15 protein-coding genes are annotated in these 13,341 nt (G+C 68.5%); 5 read left to right on the top strand and 10 right to left on the bottom strand.

Annotated elements, in window-relative coordinates; translation table 11 throughout:
* Window positions 1–138: 138 nt before the first annotated feature.
* The 6 genes from AA75_RS01370 to AA75_RS01345 all read right to left on the bottom strand — a co-directional run bounded on the left by AA75_RS01370 (window position 139) and on the right by AA75_RS01345 (window position 4,263).
* Window positions 139–363, bottom strand: a complete 225-nt coding sequence (locus AA75_RS01370; protein ID WP_033817820.1) for a hypothetical protein — start codon at window positions 361–363, stop codon at window positions 139–141.
* 82 nt (window positions 364–445) lie between these two features.
* A complete protein-coding gene (locus tag AA75_RS01365; protein ID WP_033817798.1) occupies window positions 446–1,510 on the bottom strand; it encodes a DUF2637 domain-containing protein in 1,065 nt (354 codons plus the stop codon).
* Window positions 1,507–2,079, bottom strand: coding sequence for a WhiB family transcriptional regulator (locus AA75_RS01360; protein ID WP_033817797.1), 573 nt, complete (start codon window positions 2,077–2,079; stop codon window positions 1,507–1,509). Before AA75_RS01360 ends, AA75_RS01365 begins: the two co-directional genes overlap by 4 nt.
* 111 nt (window positions 2,080–2,190) lie before the next feature.
* Entirely contained in the window at window positions 2,191–2,898 is a 708-nt protein-coding gene (locus AA75_RS01355) for an ATP-binding protein (protein ID WP_033817796.1), read from the bottom strand.
* On the bottom strand, window positions 2,898–3,947 hold the full coding sequence (locus tag AA75_RS01350; protein ID WP_033817795.1) for a hypothetical protein: 1,050 nt from the start codon (window positions 3,945–3,947) through the stop codon (window positions 2,898–2,900). The genes AA75_RS01355 and AA75_RS01350 overlap by 1 nt, the downstream gene beginning before the upstream one ends.
* 1 nt (window position 3,948) lies before the next feature.
* Window positions 3,949–4,263 (bottom strand): hypothetical protein, encoded by a 315-nt coding sequence (locus AA75_RS01345; protein WP_033817794.1) that lies wholly within the window; start codon window positions 4,261–4,263, stop codon window positions 3,949–3,951.
* Between the two features lie 555 nt (window positions 4,264–4,818).
* Here AA75_RS01345 and AA75_RS01340 point away from each other — a divergent pair.
* A complete protein-coding gene (locus AA75_RS01340; RefSeq protein WP_033817793.1) occupies window positions 4,819–5,691 on the top strand; it encodes a helix-turn-helix transcriptional regulator in 873 nt (290 codons plus the stop codon).
* Between the two features lie 189 nt (window positions 5,692–5,880).
* Entirely contained in the window at window positions 5,881–6,306 is a 426-nt protein-coding gene (locus tag AA75_RS01335) for a hypothetical protein (protein ID WP_033817792.1), read from the top strand.
* 110 nt (window positions 6,307–6,416) lie between these two features.
* Here AA75_RS01335 and AA75_RS01330 read toward each other — a convergent pair whose 3' ends face one another.
* The 4 genes from AA75_RS01330 to AA75_RS01310 all read right to left on the bottom strand — a co-directional run bounded on the left by AA75_RS01330 (window position 6,417) and on the right by AA75_RS01310 (window position 10,937).
* The gene (locus AA75_RS01330; protein ID WP_033817791.1) at window positions 6,417–7,040 is read right to left on the bottom strand and encodes an HAD-IA family hydrolase; all 624 of its coding nucleotides are present in this window, start codon (window positions 7,038–7,040) and stop codon (window positions 6,417–6,419) included.
* A 214-nt stretch (window positions 7,041–7,254) separates the two neighbouring features.
* Window positions 7,255–8,529 carry an MAB_1171c family putative transporter gene (locus AA75_RS01325; protein WP_051811549.1) on the bottom strand — a complete coding sequence of 425 codons (1,275 nt, stop codon included), beginning with the start codon at window positions 8,527–8,529 and terminating at the stop codon, window positions 7,255–7,257.
* A 1,335-nt stretch (window positions 8,530–9,864) separates the two neighbouring features.
* The gene (locus AA75_RS01315; protein WP_233288871.1) at window positions 9,865–10,089 is read right to left on the bottom strand and encodes a DUF397 domain-containing protein; all 225 of its coding nucleotides are present in this window, start codon (window positions 10,087–10,089) and stop codon (window positions 9,865–9,867) included.
* The gene (locus tag AA75_RS01310) at window positions 10,086–10,937 is read right to left on the bottom strand and encodes a helix-turn-helix transcriptional regulator (protein ID WP_033817789.1); all 852 of its coding nucleotides are present in this window, start codon (window positions 10,935–10,937) and stop codon (window positions 10,086–10,088) included. The genes AA75_RS01315 and AA75_RS01310 overlap by 4 nt, the downstream gene beginning before the upstream one ends.
* 363 nt (window positions 10,938–11,300) lie before the next feature.
* On the opposite strand from AA75_RS01310, the gene AA75_RS01305 reads away from it, so the two are divergent.
* The 3 genes from AA75_RS01305 to AA75_RS01295 form a co-directional block, all read left to right on the top strand.
* A complete protein-coding gene (locus tag AA75_RS01305) occupies window positions 11,301–11,882 on the top strand; it encodes an ATP-binding protein (protein WP_082526164.1) in 582 nt (193 codons plus the stop codon).
* A gap of 362 nt (window positions 11,883–12,244) precedes the next feature.
* On the top strand, window positions 12,245–12,799 hold the full coding sequence (locus AA75_RS01300) for a hypothetical protein (protein WP_051811544.1): 555 nt from the start codon (window positions 12,245–12,247) through the stop codon (window positions 12,797–12,799).
* A gap of 287 nt (window positions 12,800–13,086) precedes the next feature.
* Window positions 13,087–13,341 (top strand): hypothetical protein (locus AA75_RS01295; protein ID WP_033817788.1); only part of this gene is annotated, 255 nt, incomplete at its 3' end.

The following is a 13,341-nucleotide window of genomic DNA, read 5'->3' as shown; positions in this document are numbered from 1 at the left end:
CTGCCGCCGACCGGGGAGCCTCCGCCCCCTCCGGGGCGGGGGCGGGGTAAGGACTCCTTACCCCACAACTTGCTCCGCCAGGAGCCTGATCACGGTCACTCTCCGGTGCCTGCGTGGTGCCGTCCTGGTCTGAGGCGGTCACCGGCTGGCCTCGCTGTCGCGCTGGCGGATTTCGAGGAGGAGGTCCTCGACGAAGTCGAGGGCGAGGACGGGGTGGTGGAGGGTCCAGGGGCGGGAATGCCGGCCTCGCTGGACGCTGCGGGCACCGTCCGGCCCGGTTTCGACGCGGTGGACGTGGCCGCGCTGGGTGAGGACGGCGAGCCAGGAGTCCGCCTCGGCCCAGGTGGCGGGGGTGGTGCGCATGGTGGGTGCTCCCCTTCGGCGGTGGTGCGGGTGGGTGACCGCCGGGGTGGCCTGGTCGGTCACCCCGGCGGTCAGGTGTCGGTCAGTCCCTGTTGGCGGTGACCGGCTGACCGTGCTGTTCGCGGAGCTGGGCCATCAGCTGGGTCAGGGTGTCGGAGGACAGGGGGATCTGCTGACCGCGGATCGCCTGCGCGACGACCTTGCGGGTCAGCTTGTCCTCCTGGCTGACCGCCTGCCGTGCGATCTTCAGCAGGTCCTCGGTGTCCAGGTCAGGGCGGCGGTCAGCGTCCCGGTCAGTGACCGGCGAGGAGGTGACCGGCGGCTCGACCGGCTGTCCGGTGGCCTCGGTGGGGCTGACCGGCGGGACAGTGACCGGCGGCTCGACCGGCGGTCGGTCAGTGACCGGCCGGTCGGTGTCCGGGTGACCGCCCAGGTCAGAGGGCTTGGCCAGGCTGACCGCGCTGACCGGGGTCAGCTGCGGCTGCGGGGCCAGGTCGGTGACCGAGCGGCTGACCGTGGCGGTGACCGGGCGGCTGACCGGCTGATCGGGGGCGGGGCGACCGGCGCTGTCCTGACCGGCGGTCAGTGCCACCGGCCGCTCGGTCAGTCCGGTCTGCTCGGCTGTGACCTGACCTCGGGCCGGGGTGACCTGACCCCGGTCAGTCTCGGCCGGTCGGTCAGCCTGACCGCCCCGGTCGGTGGGGCTGACCGGTCCTCGGGCGATGAGGATGTAGAGGTGGACAGCCCCGGCCAGGGCAAGGGGAGCGATGGTGGACAGCACCGCGACCACCGTGTCGCCCAGCCGGAGGCCGGCGGTCGTGTCCTGCTCGTTCAGCCGGACGGCGTGCAGAGCGTTGGCCCACAGGCTCGTCCCGGTGGCCGCGCCGAAGAGCGTCCACACGTAGATCCGGGCCCTCAGCGGTGCGGAGCGCAGGACCAGCAGCGCGCGGACCCCGTAGGCGATGAAGCCGTCGACGATGATCGGGAAGAGGTAGGTGAGGAAGCCCCGGACGTGGATGGCGACGGCCATCTGCTGGAGGGCGGAGAAGCTCAGCGCGCAGCCGGAGGCGCCGAGGGCGATGACGACGGCCCGGTCCCAGGCAGTGACGCGGGCGGTGGTCGGGGCGGTGGCGGTGGCGGTGCTCATGCGGCCGTCCCGAAGTCGGCGCAGGTCAGCTGCGCGGTGCTGGTAGTGCCGTGGGCGGCCGAGGCGGCGCGGGTGGCTTCCTCGGCGATCTGGCGGTGGCGGATCGCGCGTCGGGTCTCGCGGTAGAGCTTGAGGGCGTGCTCCGGGCTGATCTTGAGGAGTCGGGCGAGGCGGTCGACGGGGACGCCCTGGCGGTACCCGGCGAGGACGACCGCGCGGCGCTCGGCCTTCGTGAGGGAGATGTCGCGCCCGGCCAGGGTGGCGTTGACACGGCTGTAGTCGAGGCGGTCGTTGATCCTGGCGTGCAGGGCTTCGCGCTCCTCCTCGGTGTAGCCGCCCCGGATGCCGTGGGTGTCGCCCGTCTCCAGGGCGGCATCCAGGCAGACGCGGGCGACCGGGCACTGGGCGCACAGCGCCTTGGCGGTGGCGATCTTGTCGGCTTCCTCCGGCCCGGGGAAGAAGGTCTCCGGGTCGACGGGGTTGTACTCGGTCGGGGTGCAGACGGCCTGGTCCTGCCAGGTGTGGTCGCCGAGCGAGCGGTGGCGGGCAGGGCTGGTCGTGGTGGTCATGCGGGGTTGCTCCGATCGCTCTCCGCGCGCGAGGTCGGGCGTCGGCGGAGAGGTGCGCTGGGTCGGTGAAGGGCTGGCGGCGCGCCGTGGGGCGGCCGGGCACTGCGGCCGTCAGGCGGCGCGCTGGAGGCGTCTGCGGTCGACCAGCTCAAACTCGACCCGGGTGGTCATCTGGGCGAGCCGGGAGGTGACGCGGTCACCGAGGTGGGCCTTGAGGTCCCTGATCTGCAGGTTCGTGGTGATCAGGGTCGGGAGCATGTGGTTGTACCGGCGGTTGATCAGCCGGTACGTCTGCTCTTCGACGAACTCCGAGCTCTTGGCGGCGCCGAGGTCGTCGAGGATCAGCAGCGGCACCCGGCTGTAGGCGGCGAGGACCCGCTCGGAGTCGGTGTCCGAGCTGGGCCGAAGCTCCGCGTAGAGGTCGGCTGCGGTGGTGGCCCGCCAGCGAACCCCGATGCCGGCCTGCACGAGGGCGCGGACGGCGCCGTACGCCTCGTGGGTCTTGCCCGCGCCGACGACTCCGGCCATCAGCAGGCTGGGGCCGGTGGCGACCTGGCGTCGGGCGCCGATGCTCGGCGCGGTGGCCTCGGCGGCGACCTGCCGCACCCAGGCCAGGACCTGCGGGTGCGTGGCGAGCGCGTCGCGGTAGCGCGGCGGCAGCCCGGCCGACAGCGCCTCCTCCGCCGAGTAGGGCTCCGGCTCGTCCGGCAGGGCGTCGACCGCGTGCTGGTCGATGCCCCGGGCGGCGAGGATGCGGGCCATCCGGTCGAGCACCGAGGGTGCGTCGGCGAGGGTCTGCGGTTCGCGGTGGGTGCGCATCACAGCTCCTCGGCGTAGGCGGTTGCAGCGTCGACCGGGTTGGTCCACGCCTGGTGAGCGGGCACGTTAGGCCGGAATCCCGGCCGCGCCAAACCGGCGCCTCGTGCGTTCATGGCGTCGTTGACCAGGCTCGGCAGCCGGGACGGGTGGCCCTGGATCTCGGCGAACCGCCGCAGCCCGGCGCGGACGTGGTCGGCGGCGATGCCCTCGTCCAGGAGGGCCTTGACGACCTTGCCGAGGTGGCCGATCACGCTGCCCGGCGGGCGCTCGGCGCAGGAGGCGACGTACTCGCCGACCAGCTGGCCTGCCGAGACGGTGTCCGCGTCGGGCGCCGTGCGCCCCGTAGGGAAAGAAGATCCAGGATCCAAGATCCTAGATCCAGGCGCCGAGGGCTCCGGGAGGCTTCGGCGAGCCTTCGGGGAGACTTCGCCGAATGCCGTCTGACCTGCGGCTTTCTGGGAGGTCGGGACGGGCTGCGGCTCGGCGTCGATCGCCGGGGCGGCTGCTCTGGTGGCGGCGGGAGTCGTCTGCGCGGTGGCAGCCGGGATGGGCTCGTTCGGCTGCTGGAGGGCGGCGGGAGCGTTCGCCGAAACCTCGGCGAACACTCGGGGAGCGCTCGCGGCGGACTCGGCCACCGCGCCCGGGGTGTCGGCGAGGGCGGCCCGCTGGATGCAGGAGCCCTTGCAGACCCCGCACCGCTCCGGCTCGCAGTGCGGGCAGGCCGGCAGACGGCTGAGCGACGGCTTGTCGATCTTCTGGTGGTTGCGCCAGGTCGGGTAGTGGAAGTACCGCCGTCCGTCGCAGCCGGTGTACCGGCAGACCGCTCCGGCAGCGGCGAGCTGCTGCAGGTGGTCCTCGACGTCTGCGCGGCTGATCTCCTCGCGCATCGGCCAGACGAGGCCGTAGACGATCGCTGCGTTGTCGCGGTGGCGGCCGTGGTCGTCGGCGTGGTTGGTCATCCCGAGGAAGGTGACCATGGCCGGGATCGACACCTCGGCCAGCGTCTCGGAGACCCAGGTCTCCGGCTTGACCGATCGAATGCGGGCCATGTCAGCGGCCCCGGACCGCGGTGACGGCGAGCTGCCCGGTGGCGAGGTCGAGGCTGTGCGGGCGCGTCCAGTCCGCCTCAGGCCATGTCCGCTGCACCCAGCGGGCCGCGATCTTGGTGGTGGTGCGGCTCAGCGCGAGCTGCTCGCCGTGCTCGTCGATCGCCACCGTGTAGGGGTGGGGCCACTGGCGCTTGGGGTCGGCGAGGCTGACGTGGACGCTGACCGCGCCGGGGATCATGTCCGCGAGCTGGACGCCGAGCCGCTGCTGGCTCGAGCTGGGCGCGGCGTAGCGGGCTTCCCCTGAAGGGCTGGGCATGTGATACTCCTGGATTCGTAGGAGCGCGCGCGGCGGTCTCTCGTGCAAAAGAAGTCCCGCCGCTCGCGAGTTGTGATTCGGCACCCTTCGGGATGCCGGCCCGGCGTCCAGGAGTTGGTAGCTCCCGGGCGCCGGTCTCATTTCGCCCTGATTCGTGCAGGGCTCGCCCTCTGCGGCACCGCTTCCCCTCTGCTCGCTCCGTCCCCTGGGGCGCCGCCCTGCGGGGACGACGAACATACGTAGACGCCTGCGGCAAGTCCATCCCTTACTCCGCAGAGCGGCACGGGTCGGACAGGGCTCGCGACGGCCGGTGTCGGGAGTCGTTCCACGACCGGTCGGCACCACCTGATTGCCGAATCCAGCCGCCCGTTGCGCAAGTGACCGCAACAAGGCAGCATGCACACGGGTCGCCAGAGGCTGGCACCATGGAGAGGCGGAGCCCCTCCGGCGGTGCGATACAGAAACGTACGTCAGTTGCGCAGATGTATCAAGCCTGGACTACAGTGGTCTCAACACCGCGCCGACCTGCCCGCTCATCACCCCGCTGGAGTTCATGTGCCCCCACGTCAGTTCGACGGCCGCCGCGTCCGCGCCGTCCGGCGGGGCCAGGAGCTCAAGCAGGAGGAGTTGGGCGCCAGGGTCGGCGTCAGCGGCCCCACCGTCGCGCGGTGGGAGAACGGCGAGGACCACCCCAAGGGGGAGAAGCTGCCCGCGATTGCAGCGGCGCTCGGTCAGCCACTTGACGCGCTCTTCCCTCACGACGGTCCGGCTGACCTGCAACTTCTGCGATGCGATGCCGGCCTCAGCGTGGCGCAGGCCGCCGCGATCATCGGCTCGAGCCGCGCGCCGGTGAGCAATGCGGAGTCTGGTCGGCGCAGGCTCAGCGATGCCTACGTGCCACCGCTCGCCGACGCGTACGGGGTGACCGAGGCGGTCCTGCTAACCGCCCAGGACTGCTCGTTCGGAATTCGCCCCGCGGCCTCCGGTGACGAGCAGGCGTCGGCGCCCCGCACTATCGGCGAGAAGATCAGCTATCTCCTGGAGCACGGGTACGTGGGCCAGGAGGCACCGTCTGATGACGAGATCGCGCGCGCCGTGAACGCTCACGCGGGCGAGGCAGTCGTTACGGACGAGGACATCGCCTCCCTGCGCACGGGCGCCACGACCGACGCTTCCGACGTAGTGCGCGCCGGCCTGGCCGACGCACTCCAGGTCGACGCCGCCCTCTTCCAAGACGATGCCGAGGTCAGCCCAGCGGCTCGCGAGTTCCTGGAGGCGATCCGCTTCCTCAGCTCGATCCAACGGGGACAGATCCTCGGTCTTGCTGCACGCGGCAACGGCGGGGGCCTGTCCACCGAGATGATGGCCACGATCAACAATCTCGTCGGGGAGCTGCGGCACAAGCTGCCCGAGGTGGACGAGGACTGAGGAACACACCTGCCCCGCCGGCCACGCCTGACGCGAGCCGTCGTAGACCAAGCCGGGGCAAGGTGCAGGGATGGCTCACCCCACCCCACGCAGCAGAAAGCAGCACCCGAAGTGATCTCCCTGCGGCAGCCCCCCAGTAGCCCTGCGGCTGTCCATCTCGGACTGTCCTCACGTTGGCAGCTCTACGGCTTGATCCCGCTGGCAATCGGCGCCGGCATCTCGCTGGCGGTCGGCAAGGACACCGTCGACCGCGCCGCCTGGCTGATCGTCGGCGCTGCCTTCGCCGTCATCATGACGGCCACGGTCCGGCTGCGCGTGGTCATCGACGGCGACCGCCTGCTGATGCGCAACACGATCTGGTGGAAGACCATCGCGCTGGATGCCCTCACCGAGGTGAAGGCCCACGACGGAGGCCGCAGCGGCCCCGGCATCCGGCTGGAAGACCGCAAGCACCACCACTGCTGGATCCGGGTGGAGGTACTACGCCAGGAGGAGCGGCAACAGCTCTACACCGAGCTGGAGCGACGGCTCGCAGCGGGCTGCGTCCGGCTGACCGGCGACCTGGAGCGCTCCCTGCTGTTCAAGCAGCCGCAGTGGTTCAAGCGGTCCAGGTAGCGCGGCACTCAGCACAGACAGAAGAAGGGGCTGCGGCGTTGCCCCTATCGGGGGACAATTCCGCAGCCCCTTCGCTGTTCTTGCCCAGGACCACCGGGGCGCCGGCCTTACTACGCGGTGAGGTCCACGCCGAGCAGGTCAGAGAGAGTAGCCACCGTCTGCGCGGGGTCCTGGTTGTGCACGCCTGCGAGGCCGAGCTGCTCGGCGGCCCGCACGTACGGTTCGGTGTCGTCGACGAAGATGCACTCGGACGCGGGCAGGTCCATGAGCTTGAGAGTGATCTCGAAAAGCTCGGGGTCGGGCTTGCGCATCAGGTGGTGCTCGGAGATCACCACGACGTCGTACAGCCGCTCGAGCTCGTAGCCGTCGTACAGGTCCCAAGGGGCGAGTCCCACGCTGTTGGACAGGATGCCCACCTTGATCCCCGCGCGCCTCGCCGCAGCAGCCGCGTTGATCAGCCGCGGCTCGGGGCGCAGGTCGCCGAAGATGCGGCCCATGAGGTTGTCGGGGGACACGCCCAGCATCTTGCCGGCAAACTCGTTCCACTCAGTCTGGGAGACCGCGCCACGCTCAAGGTCACTGGTGATCCGGACGCCTACCTCGTCCTTGTACAGGGCCGTAAGGCAGGCGCCCTGCGGCAGGCCCTCGCGCTGCTCGAAGGCGAGCACTGCCGGAAGCAGCGGCGTGGTCAGCACTCCGCCGAAATCGAGGATGAGGCCAGTGCGGTTGGACATGCGGGAACTCCATTGATTGCTGAGAATTCGGACGCCCATCCAGAAAGGACGGCATCGCGGCCCCGGCTACATATGGTGACGACAGCAACTGTGCGTCGCAGGCCAGGGTGCACCTACGGGCGGATCAAGACCTACTAGCCCGCACACCCACGGTACCAAACCAGTCCACGAAGCGGATGGTGCTAAATCTCACTCGCCGACTCGTTCAAGATCGCTACGTCGCGAGCCGTTGCACCGGAATTGAAGTCACCTCGGGGCATTCTTCTTCGAACTCCGCTCCTGTCGCGTACACGAGAAGCTCCTGCGCCTGATCCTCGGCGATATTTGAATAGGCCGCGCTGACTCGTGCGAGCCACGCCGCTTCGCTGTCGGTATCGACGAAGGGCTTTTCTCGCAGAGGGACGGAAGCGTCCACACTCACAGGTGCGGCGTCAACGGCTTTGAGTGCAGCCTTAATCCAATACGCCTCTGCGGTCGGCTCAGGATCGGCGTGCGAGGCGGTAAAGTCCTCTGCGGCAAATATCAGGTCTCGCGGAGCGTAATAGCGCAGTTTTTCACAGGCGTCAGCAATATCCTGGGTCCACCGATCAAGGCGGACATCGATCGGAACGCGTACCTGCATAAATTCCGTGAGGCGCTTCCCGGGTGGATACAGGCTTGTCCCCGGAAATGCCTCTGCAAGGTCGAACCACAGTGGGTAGATCCGGTTTAGGGTACGCCACGTCTTCCACCGGGCCCCTACTGCGCGGCTGGTGGGAATGCTCGCCCCAATAGCGACGATAAGGAAAAGCATGTCCATCCACAGCGATTCGGCGTCTACGACAAACTGCACTGCGGAGTGGCTTAGAGAGAAGGCCACCGCGACCCACAGGAGTCCGGGACGAGCCAGTGAATGGACAAGCCCCATCCACATCGCGAACGCCATCAAACCCAGGCCGACGCGCATGCTCGTACACTCGGCCTGCCGCGCCGCCCTCGTCCACTGGTAGCCGCAAACCGCAGCCGTGATAAGCGGGAAGAAGTAGAAGACGGTCATATAGACCGCGACTCCCCATTGCCCAGCGTGGTCGATGAGGAAATCTTGGCTCTGCATCTGGCGGTTCACCACGGTGAAAAATAGGACCGTGAGCAAAATGACGCCTAGAGCCCCCGCCTTATAGGACACACGGGCAATCCACCGGGAGACCACTACGTGACGAGGCGCAACTGCCTCCGCGCTCTTCCCGTAGCTAGTAGAGACGTAGGTCAGGGCTGCGATGGTCGCTGCGGTGCTGGCAAAGTGTCTCAGCAGGGCGTCTAGATCCACCACGGGAATACGATCTACCGCATTCATTACTGCTGGCGTGTACAGCCACAAGGCTACGGCGAATCCTGCATAGCCACCCCAGAGCGCCCTGCGGTGAGAATCACCGTAGCGAACCGCAGGGAATCGCCAAACGGCGATTCCGGCCATCACTATCGCCGTCAGGTATTTAAAGTACTCGAACATGTAACCAGCAGTTGTCTGTGCAGGCTACCTATTTGCCGCCCCGAAGGACGGCTGACGGCAGCCTTAATTTCCAGCAGGTGGACTGTTTGATGCGGAGTGAGTCGCAAGGTCTCATCTCCGCGTTCGCCGCGAACTCGCGACTAACGCTTGTGTCGAGGCGGGGCAACTGGGTGGGCGAGCGAGGACTCCAGGAGACTAACCATGTCATCTCCCGTGATCGACTGACGGCGAGCCGACCGCTTTATCAGCGAGGCCGAAAGCTCGGCCTGCTTCTCCTCGGGGCTGTCAAAATCTACGCGCCCTTGCACCAGAGTCGACGGGAAGCGACGGATCACTTCCTGGCGGATGCGTTCAGGGACGTATCGCTCAATCTCGGCAGCCGTCAGAGTGGTCCCGTGGTCCAGCCATTCATGGGCGAGCTCATGCAGGATGATGTGCTCGGTTTGATTTCGACTTGAACGGCGCCGATAGAGGATGATTGTGAACTCCGGCGCCTTGACTCGGAGGCCACACGCCGTGCCAAGCCCCCCATCGGGGTCATCCAGAGGTACTAGCCGAATCTGGCGACCCAGCACTCCCTCCATATTTCGCACTAGCGCCTCGACGCTGAAAGGAGCGGGAGTAGGGAGGTCCGCGAGCAGTTTCTCGCATTCCTTCACGAGTGCGCGCCGTGAAGAGTCTCTACGCCACCGCAGCCAACGCATAGTCGCTCCATTGAAATGCCACTGGTGCTCACCGCCAGCCCCATCCCGATACCCGTCCACGAGGCGCTAGTAGCTAGGAGAACTGTGCTTAAGGTGCACTACAGCCGATTGACGGCCTGACCAGGAGCCAATCGTACAAGGAGGGAGATGCGATATGCCCGGATGGGCATGTTGCGAACATCACGCTACTTAGCGTGATAATTCCAAGATCGAAATTGCACGGCGGAGTCTTAATTGATCTTTGAATACCTCTGCCGTGCGACCGGTCCCGCCGGCCTCCGCCTTGGCCGTCCGGCTGTCAGCCGCGCGAGGCACCGCAGACAGGCGGGTGCACCTGTCACGGACAAGAGCGCCTGGGCACCGCTGGCACCTGCCCCCCACCACCAATCGTGGTGCCCTCAGCGGCCATCCGGTGGGTTACGCACGCGAACTTCGAGCCAGTGAGCCGTGGCGCCATGTCATGGCCGGTGCGTACGATCGGCAACCGCACGCCGGTGGCCCCAACACCCTACGGAGGTGTTGGGGCCACCGGCGTGCGGCCACGGGCAACGGGAGCGGCCCGCCCCCCTTCGCGTGGGGGACGGGCCGCTGGACCTGGTAGCCGGCACGCTACGGACGTGCCGGGGCTGGGTCAGCCCTGGACGGGAACCAGGGCTCCGGTGCCGACCGCCTGGGCGAACGCTGCCCATGCCGCCGGCTGGTGACGGTGGCCCGGACCGGATGGGTTCTTGCTGTCCGCTACGACCACCTCACCGGCCAGGCCGGCGGTCGTGACGCAGTCCGCGCCCTGGTTGCTGTAGCTCGACTTCCGCATGGTGACGCCGAGTTCGGCAATGTTTGGGTAGTAGGTGCTCACTTGATCTGGTCTCTCTTCTCGGTGATGAATGCGAGTGACTTGTCCAGAGGAAGGGCCTCGGCCGTGATCTTCTGGAAAGTCCTGTGGAACTCCGCTACCGCCTGCCGCTCTTCGATCCACACCTCGGTCTGCTGCGCAACGACGAGGGCGACGTCGAGCGGAGGGTCGTAGGGAAATCCGAGGATGGTCAGCGCGCCGTTCATCGCCGGGTTCAGCGCGCAGTCTGACGGCATGATCTGGATGTTGGCGTTGGGGAAGCGGGCGACCTGTATCAGCCGGTCCATCTGCGCTCGCATGACGTCCGGGCCGCCGCCCTTGACGCTCAGCGCGGCCTCGTGGATCACGGCCCAGATCTCCGGCGGCTTCGGACGCGTCAGGACGGCCTGCCGGGCCATCCGTACATCGACCCGGCGCTGGGCCTCCTCGTCGGAGAACCCGCCCAGCTCGGTGAAGATCGCCCGCGCATAGTCGGGCGTCTGGAACAGGCCCGGGATGAAGAACGGTTGGTAGGTCTTGACCGCCGACGCTTCGCTCTCCAACGAGGCCAGGTCGACGGTCTGCTCGTCGATCACGCCGGTGTACGGCAGCCACCACCCCTGCTTCGGAGCGTTCCTGGCGATGTCGAGAAGGCCGGCCTTGACGCCGTCGTCCACCTCGAAGAAGTCGAGGAGCTGGGCAGCGTCATCAATCTTGACCGCGCCCTTTGCGTTCTCGGCGCGGCTGATCTTGTAGACGCTCCAGTTCGGCAGGGCCTTGGCCACGTCCTCGGGCAGAAGACCGCGCTCCTCGCGGATGCGGCGGAACTCGTTGCCCAGCTGGATTCGCCTCACGGTCCGCTGGAATGCCACCTCTCGCCCCTTCTCTGTCGATCGTCAGCACAGTGTGCCTGTCCGCTGGCAGTGCGCGCTACCGCCTTCGAATGGCATATGCATCGACATTGCGTACGACCGTGCAAGCTTGCACAGATGGCGGAAGTGGTTGCGCAGGATCGCGCCAGGGGCCATGCTGTGCGTAACGAACTGCACGCAATGAGTTGGTAGTTGCGCTGGCAGATTCGCCAGTGTTGCCTGCTCAAAGTGATCTTGATTCACCGTCAGAAGCCCAGGTCGGGTCGCCATCGGCCGGGCCACGACGAGCGCGACCGCAACGGCCGCTTCCCCGGAAACATCCCCCAATGCCGTCCGTAGCGGCACGCCCCCGGAGGAACTGTCATGCCCCTGGTTGAATTCGTAACTGCCGCTTCTCCCGAGGTAGTTGGGCAGATCCGGCGGAAGTTCGTGCCGCAGATCAAGGCCGCTCTCGGCCTCACCGACAGCGAGGCCGAGGACCTGGAACTGATGGCCTCCGAGCTGCTGACCAACGGCTGGCTGCACGGCTGCGGCAAGAAGAAGGGACAGCTCGGCTTCCGGGCGCAGCAGACGAAGGAGGGGCGGCTGCGGGTGGAGGTGACGGACCCGGCCGTTCCGAGGATCCCGGCGATGCGGACCCAGCGCCGGAGGGGTGGCTACGACGGCGGCCGGGGGCTGCTGATCATCACCAAGCTCGCGGCGGACCACGGGAGCAGGCGCGATCGGAAGGCCGGCACCCGGATCAGCTGGTTCGAGATGGAGATCGCCTCCATCAAGCCGGTGGAGAAGGAGGAGACCGCTGTGGCTGCCAGCACGGCCGAGGCTTCGCCGAGTTCGGCGCCCACCGCCGCGTCGCCGCACCGCGCCGCGCTCACCAACCGCATCCGGCACGCCCGTCCAGCCCCCAGCATCGGCACCATCGGCCCCAGGTCGATAGCCGCCTAAGACTCCGGCGGCCCCTGCGCTACGGGCAGGGGCCGCCGGGCACCAGCCCCGCCCTTCCCGATCCCGTGGGGGCGGGCCCCGGCACCTAGCCTCCGGCAACACTCCGGCCCCTTCCGTGAAATCGGGCCGATGGAGGGGGTGAGGTGCCAGCGGGTCGCACAACGGCGTGCGCCCCGAGCACAGACCGCCGGCCTCGCAACCAGATGGACAGCGAACGCGGGTCCGGCGGGCACCCAGGCGCCTCACTCAGCGCCCCCTTGCCGGGGGCGGCGAAGGTGCCGGCGTGGATGGCCGAACCGGTGCGGCCACCCACATCCACGGGGGACGGCGCCGGGGACGTACGGATGGGAGGAGCGGGGAAGATGGCCCAGGCCAGAGCCGCGAGCACGAGCAGTACGACGCACAAGCTCGTGAGGCGCGGCGCTCCCCCGCCGTACGTCCTCGGCGCCCACTGGCTCGCCCGCTGCAACAGCGACCCGCGCGCGGCGCTGCTCGGCTGGACCCGCAACGAGCTGGTGGACATCCGGCTCGGCGTGCGGTTCAACGCGGTACGCGTCACCAACCAGCGCCTCGGCACTGCCGCTCTCGGCCAACTGCAGCAGGTCGCGGAGGTGGTCGGACCAGTCGGCCCCGTCATCTTCAACGAGGCGCTGCGGTCCGTGGAGTTCCTGATCACCTACTCCTCCACCTCCATCTGGGACATGCGCGACAGCGAGTTCCTGCGCGACAACCCGAACGTCAAGCACAACCCCGCCCTGCGCTGCCCGCCGCCGGGCAGGGAGCAGGTGCAGGGGCGTCGCTGGCTGATCGAGCCGGACGGCACCGGGCTCCTCACCCACCCCCACAACCTCGCCGCCGCCCTGCGAGCCGCCCGCCGCATCCTCCATGGCCGAGGCAGACCCACCCTGGCCGCCTAAGACCATCCCACCGCTGCCCCGGCCAACCTCCCCAGCCGCCGGGGCCCGCCACCCGGCGCGCGCCTCCCCCCTCGCGCCCCGGGTGGCCACAGCCGGGCCCGCCTCCGCCTGGATCCAGCTGAGTGGCCGCCGAGGGCGCGGCACCGCCTCCGACCGGCACCGCGTCCCACGCGAGCCCGATCGGCGGCATCACTGACTCCCCGGGTGCCGGCCTCCAAGGGCGGGGCAGGCCGGCACCCGGGGCGAACCGCCAACCCGCCAGCACCATACGAGAATTGGAGAACAGGGTGAGTACGCAGACGTGGAGCGACGCCGATCAGGAGTGGCAGGACCCGGCGCGCAGCGCCGTGGACATCGCCGAGCACGTCGCCGCCCTGTTCAAGCCGGAGCAGGCCCCGCTCCTCACCCTTGGCGTGTTCGAAAGGGTCGGCTCTAACTGGACCAGCGACACCCTGCGCCCCTACCTGCCCCAGCACAACGAGCCGTTCCGGCAGCAGCTCGGCTCCCGCCACCCCCTCTCCCCCAACAACTCCCGCCCGCCC

Source organism: Kitasatospora sp. MBT63 (assembly GCF_000710465.2).
Taxonomy (GTDB): domain Bacteria; phylum Actinomycetota; class Actinomycetes; order Streptomycetales; family Streptomycetaceae; genus Kitasatospora.
Note: the sequence above shows the minus strand (reverse complement) of the source record. Positions and strands in the feature narration are given on the sequence as shown.